Source organism: Panacibacter microcysteis (assembly GCF_015831355.1).
Lineage (GTDB): Bacteria > Bacteroidota > Bacteroidia > Chitinophagales > Chitinophagaceae > Panacibacter > Panacibacter microcysteis.
Map to the genome: position 1 here is coordinate 494695 of NZ_JADWYR010000001.1, position 13790 is coordinate 508484.

The window sequence follows — 13790 nt, forward strand, 5'->3', positions numbered from 1 at the left end:
AAATTAAAATGTATATCCTATTCTAAATTTTAGAGGTTGGGTTTGAGGTATTTGTCTGGTAGCAAGAAAGTCATACAATAGCTGAATCTTTGTCTCACGCTTTTTGCCAATTTTTATTTTTTTTGTAGCTCCTGCCAAAGCGCTTTTTCCCCAGGTGCTCACGTTGTACAGTTCCTGAAGCTTTTTAAACTCCTGCATATAGTTATATTCAAAACCACCGGTAATCCAGAGATTGCCTTTTGCTTTAACATCTACATAGCTGCGCAGTCCCACTCCCTGGCTGGTTAATTTTATACTGTTTAGACCAGAGCCCCAGCCTATTTTATAGCTTACACCTAAACCGGCACTGGCCTTGTCGCTGAACTTGTAGCCTGCAGTAACCGCCATGTCACTGGTAGCTGGTAACAGGTTCGTGGTCCTGGAACTTTGTAGATTGAATCCATATTCAATACGCTCGAGGAAACTTTTGGTCTTTTGATTATTGGGTTTAAAATCCGGCATTGTCATATCACTGTTCCCTTCACTACCTCCCAGTTTGTTGATCTTATCCTTTAAATCATTTAAGGCCGTCTGCGCCGTTTGCATTTGTTGTTGTATATATTGTTCAGGATTAAGCGCAGTAGTTCCCATGCTTTGTTGAAGCATCTGCTGTACACTGCTTCTGGTTTGTAGACCCTGCAAGGCTTCTACAGTACCATAGTTATCGGGCTGAGGAAATAAGGCAGTCAGGTAACTATGTTTCTCCATGAATTTTTCGAATGCTGGAATTCTGCGTACTTCAGTGACCAATCTTTTTTCCAGTTTTTTTCGATCATTCAACAGTTCCTTATACTCCTTCAATCTCTGTTGATAGTAGAACACTTCTTTGTTTACAGATAAAAGCTCCCTGGCCAAACCTGTGTTCATCAATTGTTCTTTCAGTTCCTTTTCCCTCAGCCGAACAAAAGTTTGTATTTCGTTTGCTTGTTGTAGCCGCGATTGCAGGTCACTAATACTATTTGAAAGTTCATCTAACTTCAACGCATCTACGTCTACAGGCATTTGAGATTGCGAAAAGAATTGCAGTCCGGTTGCCACCGTATCCAAACCCGGAATATATTCACGGAGCTTAAGTTTTTGTTGTAGTTTATCTTTTAAAGACCGGTATCTCTCCTCGCTCTTCCCAAACAATGCTGCAGCCTTTAAACTATCTGTAACAGCCAGCTTTTTCCTGATTTTGTCTTCTTTCTCCTGCATGCGCTGTAACACCTTTTCATTCTGCTTTTGAATCGTACTGCTTAACCTGCTGTATTTTTTTTCAATATATTCAAGTGACTTGCCGGGGATAGATGTAAGTGTATTGACCCTACTTTGCATAGTATCTGCTGAATCATGTTCAGTTGTTTGTCCATAGACTACAACGTTTAGGGCAATACATAGTATGGCAATAAGATATCGCATGCAAAAGGGTTTAGTCCTTTAAAATTGGGTAATTGTTGTTTTGGTCTTTTCTACAGTTAGTGTCCGATTGTAGGGTTTAAAATGCTCATGCAATTTGAGCATTTGGTAAAATTTACCAAATTAATTTTTTATACCACAAATTAAAACACACAATGCAATCCTTTTGCTTTTCTGGCTGCAACCCTTGCTTGTACTACATTTGATTGCAATTGTTCAGAATCGCAAAACATTGCGTTTCACAAAACACTTATTACAAAACTACCGGCACTTATTCCAAATTCCCATACAGTTATTCGCAAAATCGATACACTTAAAAGTGTAGCTTGATTTTAAGCACACGACATCAGGATATGCCAGTCCGAACCTGTCTTTTTCTTACCCCAAACACACCAAGCCCCAAAACCGCAACCCGCTGCCGCCCACAGTTATACTGATGAACGGATTGCGACGCAACAGGCGATGCCATAAAAAACCACAGCCGGTATCACCTCACTTTTCCTGGCCTCAAAAACTGTCCTTAGCAATACTGCGTCACGGCATTTGCAGATGCTGCCAGGCCGCACAAGCCCCTTTCCGGTAAGATTCACAAAAACAATACATTTTCTATACCCCGAAATTGAATCTGAAAATTTATTTTTGCTGCCCTTTCACCACTTTAAAATCTGTTTTTATGAAGTTAACTTTTTACGGACATGCGGCATTTTCAGTGGAAACCGGCGGTAAAACAATATTGTTCGACCCCTTTATAACGCCCAACCCGGCAGCTAAAGACATCGACATCAATACCATAAAAGCTGATTATATATTCCTTTCCCACGGCCATGGAGATCACGTGGCAGATGCAGTAGCCATTGCTAAAAATACCGGCGCCACCTGTGTGGCAGCTGCAGAACTGGCAGGCTGGTTGCAAAAACAGGGCATAGAAAAAGCGCATGCCATGAACCATGGCGGGCCTATCAGCTTCGATTTTGGCACGGCCCGTGGTGTAAACGCCATTCATTCCTCCTCCCTGCCAGATGGTACGTATGCAGGCAACCCGCTGGGTTTCGTGTTTACAACACCCGGGGGAAATTTTTATTTTGCGGGCGATACCGCACTTACGCTCGATATGCAGCTTATTCCAATGTGGGCAAAACTTGATTTTGCGGTATTGCCAATTGGCGGCAACTTTACCATGGATGCGGCCGATGCCATTAAAGCAGCAACATTTGTGCAGTGCGATAAAGTGGTGGGCGTGCACTACGATACATTTCCGCCAATAAAAATCGATACTGCAAAAGCGCAGCAGGATTTTGCGGCCGAAGGCAAACAATTGTTACTTCCGGCAATAGGAGAAACAATTGAACTATAGTTTTTTTGAAAAAATGTCCGGAGCCCGGCAGTAACCTAAGCATTGAGCTTCCGTTGCGTCGCACTCTTGTACTGTAAAGCCCTGTGCGGCACGGGCACACCACGCTGCATTTACAGGTAGTCGCCGGTTGTGTAAGGCCTGTATCCCAACAAATACGTGCCACACCAGGAACGGTGAAAAATAAAGACAGGCCAGGTTGAACTTCACCGCAAACGGTTAAACCCCAAACCTGCATACATATAAATAAAAACAACACTTTCCCGCGGGAAAAGTAATTATGGCAAGAATCATCGGAGTAGCAAATCAAAAAGGTGGCGTTGGTAAAACAACCACTGCCATAAACCTGGCAGCAAGTCTTGCTGTGCTCGAATACAGGACATTGCTGGTAGATGCAGACCCGCAGGCAAACAGCACCACCGGCGTGGGCTTCGACCTGCACAATGTAACCAACAGCCTGTACGATTGCATGGTAAACAATGTACCTGCAGCAGATGTGATATTGAAGAGTGAGATTCCGAATCTTGATCTTATTCCATCGCACATAGACCTGGTAGGGGCAGAAATTGAAATGATCAATTACCCCAACAGGGAACTGGTTTTAAAAGGCATTCTTGAGCCCGTTAAAAGCAATTACGATTTCATTATTATAGATTGTTCACCGTCGCTGGGCCTTATTACTGTAAATGCCCTTACCGCGGCAGACAGTGTTATTGTACCTGTACAATGCGAATTCTTTGCGTTGGAGGGCCTGGGTAAACTGCTAAACACCATCAAGATTGTACAAAGCCGCCTTAATACCGCATTACAGATAGAAGGCATTTTAATGACGATGTATGATGGCAGGCTGCGCCTTTGCAACCAGGTAGTAAGCGAGGTGCGAAGACATTTTGATGAGATGGTATTCAGCACCATTATTCACCGCAACACCCGTTTAAGTGAGGCACCCAGCTTTGGCAAGCCTGTTATATTATATGATTCTGACAGTAAGGGCTCTGTAAACTATCTTAACCTGGCCAAAGAAGTGCTGCAGAAAAATGACATGACGAAAATGACCAACGAGGAAAGAATTATTGAATAATGATGTAATTGATAAGTTATGCGGTGCCCTGCAGGCACACCGGCTTAAAACTTACTGCCTAAAATTTACAACCTGACATGGCTACTCCAAAACAAAATAAAGATATGCTGGGTAAGGGTATACGCTCATTACTCCAGAATATTGATACGGATCTGAAGACCACCACCGGTAATTTAAAAAGTGGTGTAGTGGAAAAAGCGGTATCTACAACACGCCTGCCGCTAGACCAGATACAGACAAACCCCAGGAATCCCCGCCACGATTTTGATGAAGCGGCACTGAATGAGCTGGCGGCTTCCATCAGGATACACGATATTATACAACCTGTAACAGTTTCCAAACTTGCTTCGGGCAAGTACCAGCTTATTGCCGGTGAGCGCCGTTTTCGTGCGGCGGCAATGGCCGGTTTAAAAGACATTCCTGCTTACATACGCCAGGCAAACGATGCAGAACTGCTTGAACTGGCATTACTGGAAAACCTGCAGCGGGAAGACCTGAATGCTATTGAGGTAGGCCTCAGTTACAAACGCATGATGGACGAACTGTCTTATACGCAGGAGCAGGTGGCGGAGCGTATGGGCAAAGAACGCAGCACCATTACCAACTATATCAGGTTATTGAAGTTGCCGCCCGATATTCAACTGGCGGTGCGCAACACCACATTAAGCATGGGGCATGCAAGGGCTTTGATAAATATTGATACAGTAGATAAACAATTATATGTGTACAATGAGATCAAAAACAAAGGTCTCAGCGTTAGACAAACAGAAGAACTGGTAAGAAACCTGTATAAAAATGAAAAGCCTGCCGCTGTTAAATCTTCTGCAAAATCAACGCTTGCGCCTGCTTACAAAAGAATAGAAGATAATTTAGCCTCTCACTTTGGCACCAAGGTAAAATTGAACCACAACAATAAAGGTTATGGCAGCATTACCCTGGAATATTACTCACTGGAAGAACTTAATAAGATTCTTGATAACATGAACGTACAGGTAAGTTAATCATCAGATGCGGTTAAAACTAATCATCATATTTATTCTTTGTTTTGCAGTGAACCTGTTTGCGCAAACAGACAAACAGCAATTAACCAATGCCTCCGTAATAGATACTACGGTAAAAGTAAAAGCTGATACTACGATTGTTGCCAAAGACAGCGTGGCCAAACATGATTCTTTGGTTAAGAAAAAACACGACCCTTCTAAAGCCACTTTCAGATCTGCAGTGTTACCAGGCTGGGGACAGGCTTACAACAAACAATACTGGAAAATACCGGTTGTATATGCGGCCCTTGGCATTACAGCGGGCACCTTTGTTTACAACAACAAATGGTACCAACGCACCAAAGAGGCTTACGATATTGTTGTGAACAATCGCACAGAAGATTTTGCTTCAATAGACAGTAAACTTTTTGATAAACAAACCGGTCAGCCTTTTTCTGCGGAAACGCTGCAGTTTTACCGGAACGACTTTCGCCGCAACCGTGATTACTCTGTTTTATACTTCCTGATAGCATGGGGCCTTAATGTGGTAGATGCCACTGTGTTTGGACATTTAAAAGATTTCGATGTAAGTGACGACCTTACTATGCGCATTAATCCAACATTTGATGCTACTACCAAAAAGCCGGGATTGGGTGTAGCCTTTAACCTTAAAACAAATGCGCACAGAGCATTACCTGTGTTTTAGGAAACGTTGCATGATGTTGTAATGGCATGACGATCTCAACATAATGGCACTAAAACCTTCCTTCAGGTTTGAAGTGATCCCTTCTATACCTGTCATAAACTGCAATAGTGTTTTGATCTTCGCTTCAGTCTTCGCGTTTGCTGCATACCATTGCTGCAGTACAAGTGTGCGACGCAACCAAAGCTTCATACATATTCATCAGCCGGGACAATAAATTATTCTTTTACTTTGCTGCCATTATTTATTGCTGAAAATAACAATGATGAAAATTGCACTGGTTGGTTATGGCAAAATGGGGCATGCCATAGAAGAAATTGCTGTTGAAAAAGGACATGAAATTGTATTACGTATTGGCATAGAAAACCTGGAAGCGTTTACAAAGGAAAACATTGCAAAAGCTGATGTTGCCATCGAATTTACATCTCCCCACAGCGCAGTTGAAAACATAAAAACATGTGTTGATGCAGGCGTTGCGGTTGTATGTGGCTCTACAGGCTGGCTGCAGCAATTACCCGAAATTGAACATTATGTTTCTGCTGCCAATGGTGCGTTTTTATATGCCAGCAACTTTAGTGTGGGAGTAAATTTATTCTTTGAACTGAATAGTTTTCTTGCGCAACTGATGCGTAAACACCATGACTATCATGTTACACTTGAAGAGATACACCATACGCAAAAAAAAGATGCCCCGAGTGGTACGGCCATTACCCTTGCAGAGCAGGTAATGCGGTATATCACGGGCAAGAAACAATGGGTTAACCATACCAGTGATAATGAAGCCGAACTGGAAATCATTAGTGAACGCATAGACCCTGCACCGGGTACGCATAAAATAAAATACAGCTCATACATTGATGATATTGAAATTATTCATACCGCACATAACCGTAAAGGGTTTGCTTCAGGAGCTGTGATGGCTGCGGAGTTTTTATACAACAAGAAAGGTATTTTCAGCATGAAGGAAGTGCTGGGTTTTTGATACATACGTTGATTGCCGCACGCAGGCAAATCATATATTTCTCCAACACAAACAGCATGGCTGAAACGTGCTGCAAAAGATCTTAAAAGAACAAAGACCAACATTATTGTTGGTCTTTGTTCAAGATGATATGTGTATAAAAAACGATCACTGTCAAAGCCCAAGATTGATGCCCGCCTTCAACCCTATCCAGGAAGAATAACCGGTTGCTTCGGGGCTCTTTCTTGTAAAACCATCATAATCGAGCTGCACCTCAAAACCCGTAAGCTTTACACCAATGCCTGCATCACCGCTAAATCTCGATGCATTGTTATACAGGTCGCCGGTTATTCTGGCAATGCCCACATCTCCATGTATAAATACCAGTCTGGAAATAATGTATTGTCTTAGCCCGATCTTTACAGGAATAAATTGCAGGTTACCCAGTTCACTATTGTTGCTGCTGAAAAAGTTGGTATAACCAACTGTTGCTACCAATGCTGTTCTGTTAATAGCAATACGCACACCACCTTCTACTCCCAAACCTGCATTGTAATTACCGTTAAAATTTTCGTCGAGCGGCTGTGCATACACGCCATGTACAAAGAATGAAAACAACTTTTGTGCACTGCTTTCAGTAGCGGTTACACACAACACTCCTATGCACAACATCACCTTTACAAAGCTGGTTCTTAACGTCATGGTCTTGTTTTTAACAAATAAGCATTTGCAACATACAAAATATTATCTTGCAATAAACCTGCCACATGCTATCAAAGAAAACGCAGTATGCATTCAAAGCTTTAATGTATCTCTCACACGAGTACAATAAAGGCCCCGTGCTTATTGCAGACATTGCACGAAAGAAAAAAGTGCCTTTGAAGTTCCTGGAAAATATATTGCTCGAACTAAAAAAAGCAGGTATACTCGATAGCAAAAAAGGAAAAGGTGGCGGCTATTATCTTGCCAAAGACCCACACAATATTTACCTGGCAGATGTACTCAGGCTTGTAGATGGCCCCATAGCGCTGGTGCCCTGTGTAAGCCTGCATTTCTACCAGCGTTGCAGCAACTGCGATGAAAAGAACTGCGGTCTCAACCGCGTAATGATAGAAGTGCGTGATGCCAACCTCGCCATACTCGAAAAGAAGACCGTGGCCGATATTGCCGATATGTAATTTTTTTGTATCCGGCTGCATTACTACTATTTAACTTTACTTGCGTCGCACTCTTGTACATTTTCATCAATACTCAGCATAGTACAGTTCCGCTAAATGTGTATTGTATCGTTACTGTTCGCAAAGCAGGCACAAACAACACTCCTGTCGGCACATCCGCCTTCTGCACAAAATGCCAACCCAGGGAAATCTTGTAAAACTTTAAAGTAAATTACCGGTTCAATCGTCTTCCGTTTCAATGGTTGAAGATGGCAGACATATTAACATGGCAGACAAACCAAAACAAAATGTTGTACAGGCTGTAAAAGATTACGGCAGAAAACTATTTGGCTTTATACGCGGCCGTGTAAACACAGATGAAGACGCAGAAGATATTTTGCAGGATGTATGGTACCAGTTTTCAAACATCTCAGCCACCGAAACCATCGAGCAGGTAAGCGGCTGGCTGTTTGCTGTGGCGCGTAACAAAATAACAGACCGCTACCGTAAAAAACAGCCCGAACTGATTGATGATCTTGGCTATGAAGGAGAAGATGGAAGCTTTAGCTTTACAGACATTTTACTGGCAGATGATGATAACCCCGAAACAAGGCACCTGAAAAATATATTCTGGGAAGAATTATTTGCCGCGCTGGATGAGCTGCCCGAAAACCAGCGCAATGTATTTGTACAAAACGAACTGGAAGACAAAACGCTGCAGCAAATAGCGGATGAACTGGGAGAGAACATTAAAACCATCATCAGCAGAAAACGCTATGCCGTACAGCATTTGCGCAAAAGATTGCAACACCTTTACAACGATTTAATCAACTATTAAATAACTTAGCTATCATGTATTACGGCAATAAACATAGACCAAAAGGATTCCTGCTTTTCCCGCTTGTAATTATTGCTGCAGCTTTACTGGTTGGTGTAGTTGTAATGTGGTTGTGGAATGCCGTACTGCCACCGGTATTGAATACAAAAGAAATTACTTACTGGCAGGCAGTAGGCTTATTGGTTTTATGCAGGATACTCTTTGGCAGTTTTGGCAGGCGCAACAGCAGCGGGCCATCATTTAAAAAACAATACTGGAAAGATAAATGGCACTCCATGAGCCCCGATGAAAAAACAAAATTCCGGGAAGAGTGGAAAAACAGGTGCGAAAAAAAACAGGAATAAATAAAAAAATTCCCCGGCTTATACCGGGGAATTTTTTTTAAAACTATTTAAAGTAATTCAACTGATTGTTCGTCTTCATTATTGTAAACACATTTACAACACTAAAAATTACAAAAATGATACGATCAATTTTTAAACCTGTTCTTGCCGGCATTGTTGCAGGTGCGGCTATATTTTTTGCCGGCTTTTTCCTGCTGCGTATACTATTATTCTTTTTTGTTATCGGAGCAGTCATCAGGTTTTTCAGCAGAAGACGCCGCATGGTTTATCATGGTTACAAACCTTTCAATACACCATCTTTTGGCCACCGTTACCACAGTGCAGGCAACGTGATAAACATACACAGCAACAAACACAACAGCAACATCATCTCTATTGATTAACACAACAGCCATGAAACAAAGACGCAATCGCTTTCTTACAGGCTTACTGGCTGCGGTGGTAACTTTTACCACGCTTGCAGTCTTTGCAAAGCCTTACCACATGCAATACCGGCATCCCAAACATTGCAGCAGCCGTTTGCACAACAATACAACTGAAACAGATTCATTAACCAATAAATACTAAAACAATACACTATGTACGGAAGATGCAACACAGGTTACAGACACGCAGGAAGAGGCATGCATATGCCATTTGAAAACTTCGGGGCTAACAGAAGACCGAAATACAATGTGCCTGTAAACATAGAAGAAAAAGAAGATAGTTACGAACTAACGATCTACGCAACCGGTTTTGACAAAGACAACATCAGATTATCTGTAACCGAAGATGTACTTTATATTACCGGCACAAAGCAGCAGGATGAAAGTTACAAGCCAAACTTTGTGAAGCAGGAATTTCCTGTAAGAACATTTGAGCGGATCATTTCCCTGAATGGCCAGGTTGATACCACCAATATAAAAGCCAGGCAGGAAAACAATGTGCTGATTGTAACCTTACCCAAAAACCCCGAAGCACAAAAGCCGGCACAGGAAATAAACGTAGATTAGCTGGTAAACACAGGTTCAACTTAAAAGGCAACACTTTGTTGCCTTTTATTTTTTTACAGGCCTGGCCATCCAGCCGTTGCCGGCATCTTGTGCAACAAAAAGGAAATTCCCGCTTTCTGCCAGCACAGCAACTTCACGCTTATCCTGCAAAACAAATTTTACAGCAGCAGTTGTATCAGGAATATCGAAAACAGTAGCAATATTACTTACAGCGATAGTTCTGATTGGCCTTGCAAGCAGGGAAACTGCATCACTTCTTACAAATCCTTCTTTCCCGCTTTCCATCATTTTTACTTTGTACCATGCACCTGTAGCTGCAGTAATTTTCATTAATGTATTATGAGGTATTTTACTGCCTGCTCCATCCTTTGCAGATGGCGTGGCATACATTAACGCGTCACGGCTGTTTCTTACCAGGCTGTCAACCACTGTAAGAGATGCTTTGATTGTTTCAGGCGCAGGCCGGCTATTGTTTACAAAAGGCAAGGGGTCAACAGCACCGGAATTTGTACAAATACCAAAATGTAAATGCGTAGGCGTATTCTTCGCGTTGCCGGTATTACCCATCAACCCCAGTACATCGCCGGTAGTTACGCGATCGCCGGCAGATACCATTTGCGAATCGAGGTGTGCATAATATAACGAGTAGTTTTTGTTATCCGGGCGCATAAACACTACCTTACCGCCAAGGTTGTTATTCCTGGTACTGGTAACAACACCATTCGCTGCGGCCACCACCGGTGTTCTAAACCTGCCAAAAATATCTATGCCTTCATGGCTTCGTGCACCAGCGTCTCTGCTGGCACCCCAAAAACTGCCGATTTTTGGACTGGCATCAGAAGGTACCGGGAAGGCAAGGGAAGGCGTTGTTTTTATTGTTAATGTATAAGAAACGCCTGCCAGTAACTGGGGTTGAATCCTGAGCTGGTACAACGCATCTTTCGTTGCTTCAAACTGCAGCGTATTACCGGTAGTGTCAGCACTTTGCAAAAAACTCAATGTACCCTGTTCTGTTTGTATCCATACATCTGCAAACACTATACTGCCGGCAGGTTTAGTTTCTACCAGGATATTAACCTGCTCGCCATGTCTTGCATTAAACCTGAATCCTGCAGCATCGGGCATAATATCGGAAAAGTAACCAGCTTCTTTATAAGGCAAAGCAATGTTTAGCGGTTGCTGTATGCCTTTAGTGGCAGCGGCAAGCCATTTGCTGCCCAGCGTTGTTTGTACAAGACCGGCACCGGCCAGCTTGTCTGCATACTTTTCGTGGGGCGTTCGTTTTACAAACAACCCTTTTTGCGTAGAACTACATGAGAGGATAAAAAAACAAAAACCGATCAGCGTTATATATTTTCGGCACATCATACTTTTTAGGTAGCCAACTTACAAATCTTGAGCCGTGTGTACGTAGTTGTGGAATGAAGCGGTTTGTGCGTTGCTTTTGTCAGAAAGCAGCGAAGCTGCCAAAGGTTTTGTGCTTGTTTGCTGATTTAATTCTACAACAATTTTCACCTTCACAGGAGGTTATTAAAGCGGGATTAGCGTTATTCAATATTAGCTAAGGTCTTCGTGTTTGTTCAATATTGATTCAACAGTACAAGAGTGCGACGCAACAGGTGATGCCATAAAAAACTACTGCCGGGTACATCAATTAAAAATCCCAGTCTACCACACGGCGCAGGTATTGTTTATCCTGTATGATCCAGGTTACTTCATAGCCTTCTTTTCCATTACCATTCAACATGTAAATGTACATGCGGTGATTATCTTTTGAGAAGTAAACGCCCACATTGCATTTTGTTTTAGCATTGGCTGCAACCCTGCAGAATGAAGGGTTATACAGATCTGCATAAGCTGCAGGTGGTATAACAATCGTGTCTCTGCCAATGGTAACCTGCAAAACAGCAATCGTTGTTGCAGGCATTTTACCTATGATGCCGTAGTAGGGTTTATTATCAATTTTCGTTACATACTTTTCGTCGTAGTAAAGAATTTTATGTTTTGTTTTATCGAACACACCTGCCTTGATCAATACTTTTATATTGCCTTCCTGCAATATGATTGAGTCATTGCCATAGGCCGTTACAGGTGCTGCGGGCAATGGCTGTTTACCGGCAGCTTCATCAAGACCACCGAGTGTAAATGTAGCAAGGTCTGCACGGGCTTCCTTCTCCATCATCTTTAAAAAGTTTTCCCGCTTGCTGCGGTAGTTGGGTATATCGTCCTGCGCAAATGCAGCACCGGCAAGTATTGTGAATGAAAGAAGGAATAATGATTTATGCATGGTGTAAAATCTTGAAATGTAAGTTTAACGAAAACCGCAGCAGCTTATTTCAGCTGGAGATTTTTTAACATATCATCAGTCATCTTCTCGAGGTCGTATTCGTGGCGCCATTTCCAGTCACGGGCTGCTACAGCATCATCGATACTTTGTGGCCAGCTGTCTGCAATGGCCTGCCGGTAGTCTGGTTTATACGCAATCGAAAAGCCGGGAATATGTTTTGTTATTTCAGCACTTATTTCTTTTGGGGAAAAACTTATTCCTGCAATGTTGTAAGAGGTGCGTATGGAGATGTTGTCTGCAGGTGCTTCCATTAATTCAATGGTGGCGCGTATAGCATCGGGCATATACATCATAGGCAGGTACGTATCTTCCTGCAGGAAGCAGTCATAATGTTTTTCTTCAAGCGCTTCATGAAATATCTCCACTGCATAATCAGTGGTGCCGCCACCCGGCGCAGATTTATAACTGATCAGTCCCGGGTATCGCAGGCTGCGAACGTCAACCCCATAACGTTTAAAGTAATAGTTGCACCAAAACTCTCCGGCATATTTGCTGATACCATAAACAGTAGTTGGTTCTATAATTGTTTGCTGCGGGCAGTTCTGTTTGGGCGAGGTAGGGCCAAACACAGCAATACTGCTGGGCCAGTAAACCTTGGTAAGTTTTTCTTCGCGTGCAATATCCAGCACATTCAATAAACTCTGCATATTTAAGCTCCAAGCAAGGTTGGGATTTTTTTCGCCCGTGGCAGATAGTATGGCAGCAAGTAAATATATCTGCGTAATATTTTGTCTTATAACCTGTACGTGCAGCATTTCCTTGTTCATTACATCTAGCGAAACGTAAGGACCCGAGCCTTTGAGCAGTTCATTTTCTTCGCGCAGGTCACTCGCTATTACATTGGCATTTCCATATATTTTTCTCAATGCCAATGTTAGTTCCACCCCTATTTGCCCTGATGCACCAATTACAAGAATTTTCTCTTTAACCATACCAGTAATTTATTGAATGCTGCAAACGTAATAAAATATTGGTGATATAAGATTTTGGGCCCGGCGTTGGCAATACTATCAGGCACCGGTTGCGTCGCACTCTTCAACTGCAGGATCAAAAATGAGCAAATGCGAAGATCAAAGCGTAGTTGGAACATTGCGGGGCCAGCGCTGCAACACGCACACATGGCAACAATTTTTTATACAGGAAAATAATTCTACAAATCTCTGCCAACAAGAAATTCAAAATAACCGTTAGTATTAAAACGCTGCATGCTTTTGTAATAAAATTGTCAAGAAAGTATGAGCGGTTATATAGATGTTTAAGTAATACAGCGATTGATGTAATATTGCTGTCTTCGAATTTTCGGACATAACCTATAAGTATAGTTGTTAACCATCATCTTTTTTAAGCTATACGCAATACATAAACGAGCAACATATTGGTGTTATTGAAAAATAACGCCCTGTAACGCTATTGCCTATGCATGTTTGAATGTTTATAAAATCAAAAGGAGAGAATTGAATGCACTATTTACTGAAAATGCACATTACTTATTGAAGGCATTGATACCAATCTTAATGCTTGCTCCACGTAAGGTGTTGTTATAAATGCGACAGTTGTAATAACTGTTTATCGGCTATTGTTTCACAAAAAACCATTTTT

17 protein-coding genes are annotated in these 13790 nt (G+C 42.2%); 11 read left to right on the top strand and 6 right to left on the bottom strand.

Annotation, left to right across the window (positions count from 1 at the left end):
• Nucleotides 1–3: 3 nt before the first annotated feature.
• A complete protein-coding gene (locus I5907_RS02010; RefSeq protein WP_196989065.1) occupies nucleotides 4–1440 on the bottom strand; it encodes a hypothetical protein in 1437 nt (478 codons plus the stop codon).
• A 670-nt stretch (nucleotides 1441–2110) separates the two neighbouring features.
• Here I5907_RS02010 and I5907_RS02015 point away from each other — a divergent pair.
• The 4 genes from I5907_RS02015 (at nucleotide 2111) to I5907_RS02030 (ending at nucleotide 5555) form a co-directional block, all read left to right on the top strand.
• Nucleotides 2111–2791, top strand: coding sequence for a metal-dependent hydrolase (locus I5907_RS02015; RefSeq protein ID WP_196989066.1), 681 nt, complete (start codon nucleotides 2111–2113; stop codon nucleotides 2789–2791).
• A gap of 277 nt (nucleotides 2792–3068) precedes the next feature.
• Nucleotides 3069–3869, top strand: coding sequence for a ParA family protein (locus tag I5907_RS02020; protein WP_196989067.1), 801 nt, complete (start codon nucleotides 3069–3071; stop codon nucleotides 3867–3869).
• A gap of 77 nt (nucleotides 3870–3946) precedes the next feature.
• Complete coding sequence (locus tag I5907_RS02025; RefSeq protein WP_196989068.1) at nucleotides 3947–4870, top strand: ParB/RepB/Spo0J family partition protein; 924 nt, start codon at nucleotides 3947–3949, stop codon at nucleotides 4868–4870.
• Between the two features lie 7 nt (nucleotides 4871–4877).
• Nucleotides 4878–5555 carry a DUF5683 domain-containing protein gene (locus tag I5907_RS02030; RefSeq protein ID WP_196989069.1) on the top strand — a complete coding sequence of 226 codons (678 nt, stop codon included), beginning with the start codon at nucleotides 4878–4880 and terminating at the stop codon, nucleotides 5553–5555.
• Here the strand turns inward: I5907_RS02030 and I5907_RS02035 are convergent.
• The gene (locus tag I5907_RS02035) at nucleotides 5541–5744 is read right to left on the bottom strand and encodes a hypothetical protein (protein ID WP_196989070.1); all 204 of its coding nucleotides are present in this window, start codon (nucleotides 5742–5744) and stop codon (nucleotides 5541–5543) included. The two genes, I5907_RS02030 and I5907_RS02035, sit on opposite strands and share 15 nt — an antisense overlap.
• A gap of 73 nt (nucleotides 5745–5817) precedes the next feature.
• On the opposite strand from I5907_RS02035, the gene dapB reads away from it, so the two are divergent.
• Entirely contained in the window at nucleotides 5818–6534 is a 717-nt protein-coding gene (gene dapB / locus I5907_RS02040) for a 4-hydroxy-tetrahydrodipicolinate reductase (protein WP_196989071.1), read from the top strand.
• Nucleotides 6535–6687: 153 nt separating this feature from the next.
• Here dapB and I5907_RS02045 read toward each other — a convergent pair whose 3' ends face one another.
• Nucleotides 6688–7215: a hypothetical protein gene (locus I5907_RS02045; protein ID WP_196989072.1), complete on the bottom strand. Its 528-nt coding sequence runs from the start codon at nucleotides 7213–7215 to the stop codon at nucleotides 6688–6690.
• 65 nt (nucleotides 7216–7280) lie between these two features.
• Between I5907_RS02045 and I5907_RS02050 the strand changes: the two genes are divergently transcribed.
• From I5907_RS02050 to I5907_RS02075, 6 genes are all read left to right on the top strand, one after another.
• Complete coding sequence (locus I5907_RS02050) at nucleotides 7281–7691, top strand: RrF2 family transcriptional regulator (RefSeq protein WP_196989073.1); 411 nt, start codon at nucleotides 7281–7283, stop codon at nucleotides 7689–7691.
• 265 nt (nucleotides 7692–7956) lie between these two features.
• Complete coding sequence (locus I5907_RS02055; RefSeq protein ID WP_231401933.1) at nucleotides 7957–8508, top strand: RNA polymerase sigma factor; 552 nt, start codon at nucleotides 7957–7959, stop codon at nucleotides 8506–8508.
• A gap of 14 nt (nucleotides 8509–8522) precedes the next feature.
• Nucleotides 8523–8852, top strand: a complete 330-nt coding sequence (locus I5907_RS02060) for a hypothetical protein (RefSeq protein WP_196989075.1) — start codon at nucleotides 8523–8525, stop codon at nucleotides 8850–8852.
• 116 nt (nucleotides 8853–8968) lie between these two features.
• A complete protein-coding gene (locus I5907_RS02065) occupies nucleotides 8969–9235 on the top strand; it encodes a hypothetical protein (protein ID WP_196989076.1) in 267 nt (88 codons plus the stop codon).
• A 10-nt stretch (nucleotides 9236–9245) separates the two neighbouring features.
• A complete protein-coding gene (locus I5907_RS02070; RefSeq protein ID WP_196989077.1) occupies nucleotides 9246–9419 on the top strand; it encodes a hypothetical protein in 174 nt (57 codons plus the stop codon).
• Nucleotides 9420–9430: 11 nt separating this feature from the next.
• Nucleotides 9431–9844 (top strand): Hsp20/alpha crystallin family protein, encoded by a 414-nt coding sequence (locus I5907_RS02075; protein WP_231401934.1) that lies wholly within the window; start codon nucleotides 9431–9433, stop codon nucleotides 9842–9844.
• Nucleotides 9845–9889: 45 nt separating this feature from the next.
• On the opposite strand, the gene I5907_RS02080 is transcribed toward I5907_RS02075, so the two are convergent.
• From I5907_RS02080 to I5907_RS02090, 3 genes are all read right to left on the bottom strand, one after another.
• Nucleotides 9890–11212, bottom strand: a complete 1323-nt coding sequence (locus I5907_RS02080; RefSeq protein WP_196989078.1) for a peptidoglycan DD-metalloendopeptidase family protein — start codon at nucleotides 11210–11212, stop codon at nucleotides 9890–9892.
• A gap of 286 nt (nucleotides 11213–11498) precedes the next feature.
• Nucleotides 11499–12131, bottom strand: coding sequence for a hypothetical protein (locus I5907_RS02085; protein ID WP_196989079.1), 633 nt, complete (start codon nucleotides 12129–12131; stop codon nucleotides 11499–11501).
• 44 nt (nucleotides 12132–12175) lie between these two features.
• Nucleotides 12176–13123, bottom strand: coding sequence for an NAD-dependent epimerase/dehydratase family protein (locus I5907_RS02090; RefSeq protein ID WP_196989080.1), 948 nt, complete (start codon nucleotides 13121–13123; stop codon nucleotides 12176–12178).
• Between the last annotated feature and the right edge of the window lie 667 nt (nucleotides 13124–13790).

What these genes read in the sequence shown, in the direction of transcription:
- I5907_RS02055 (WP_231401933.1), top strand. Translation starts at nt 7,957, where the DNA reads ATGGCAGACAAACCAAAACAAAATGTTGTACAGGCTGTAAAAGATTAC.
- I5907_RS02060 (WP_196989075.1), top strand. Translation starts at nt 8,523, where the DNA reads ATGTATTACGGCAATAAACATAGACCAAAAGGATTCCTGCTTTTCCCG.
- I5907_RS02025 (WP_196989068.1), top strand. Translation starts at nt 3,947, where the DNA reads ATGGCTACTCCAAAACAAAATAAAGATATGCTGGGTAAGGGTATACGC.
- I5907_RS02015 (WP_196989066.1), top strand. Translation starts at nt 2,111, where the DNA reads ATGAAGTTAACTTTTTACGGACATGCGGCATTTTCAGTGGAAACCGGC.
- I5907_RS02050 (WP_196989073.1), top strand. Translation starts at nt 7,281, where the DNA reads ATGCTATCAAAGAAAACGCAGTATGCATTCAAAGCTTTAATGTATCTC.
- dapB (WP_196989071.1), top strand. Translation starts at nt 5,818, where the DNA reads ATGAAAATTGCACTGGTTGGTTATGGCAAAATGGGGCATGCCATAGAA.
- I5907_RS02035 (WP_196989070.1), bottom strand. Translation starts at nt 5,744, where the DNA reads ATGAAGCTTTGGTTGCGTCGCACACTTGTACTGCAGCAATGGTATGCA.
- I5907_RS02080 (WP_196989078.1), bottom strand. Translation starts at nt 11,212, where the DNA reads ATGATGTGCCGAAAATATATAACGCTGATCGGTTTTTGTTTTTTTATC.
- I5907_RS02020 (WP_196989067.1), top strand. Translation starts at nt 3,069, where the DNA reads ATGGCAAGAATCATCGGAGTAGCAAATCAAAAAGGTGGCGTTGGTAAA.
- I5907_RS02075 (WP_231401934.1), top strand. Translation starts at nt 9,431, where the DNA reads ATGTACGGAAGATGCAACACAGGTTACAGACACGCAGGAAGAGGCATG.
- I5907_RS02030 (WP_196989069.1), top strand. Translation starts at nt 4,878, where the DNA reads ATGCGGTTAAAACTAATCATCATATTTATTCTTTGTTTTGCAGTGAAC.
- I5907_RS02045 (WP_196989072.1), bottom strand. Translation starts at nt 7,215, where the DNA reads ATGACGTTAAGAACCAGCTTTGTAAAGGTGATGTTGTGCATAGGAGTG.
- I5907_RS02010 (WP_196989065.1), bottom strand. Translation starts at nt 1,440, where the DNA reads ATGCGATATCTTATTGCCATACTATGTATTGCCCTAAACGTTGTAGTC.
- I5907_RS02090 (WP_196989080.1), bottom strand. Translation starts at nt 13,123, where the DNA reads ATGGTTAAAGAGAAAATTCTTGTAATTGGTGCATCAGGGCAAATAGGG.
- I5907_RS02085 (WP_196989079.1), bottom strand. Translation starts at nt 12,131, where the DNA reads ATGCATAAATCATTATTCCTTCTTTCATTCACAATACTTGCCGGTGCT.
- I5907_RS02070 (WP_196989077.1), top strand. Translation starts at nt 9,246, where the DNA reads ATGAAACAAAGACGCAATCGCTTTCTTACAGGCTTACTGGCTGCGGTG.
- I5907_RS02065 (WP_196989076.1), top strand. Translation starts at nt 8,969, where the DNA reads ATGATACGATCAATTTTTAAACCTGTTCTTGCCGGCATTGTTGCAGGT.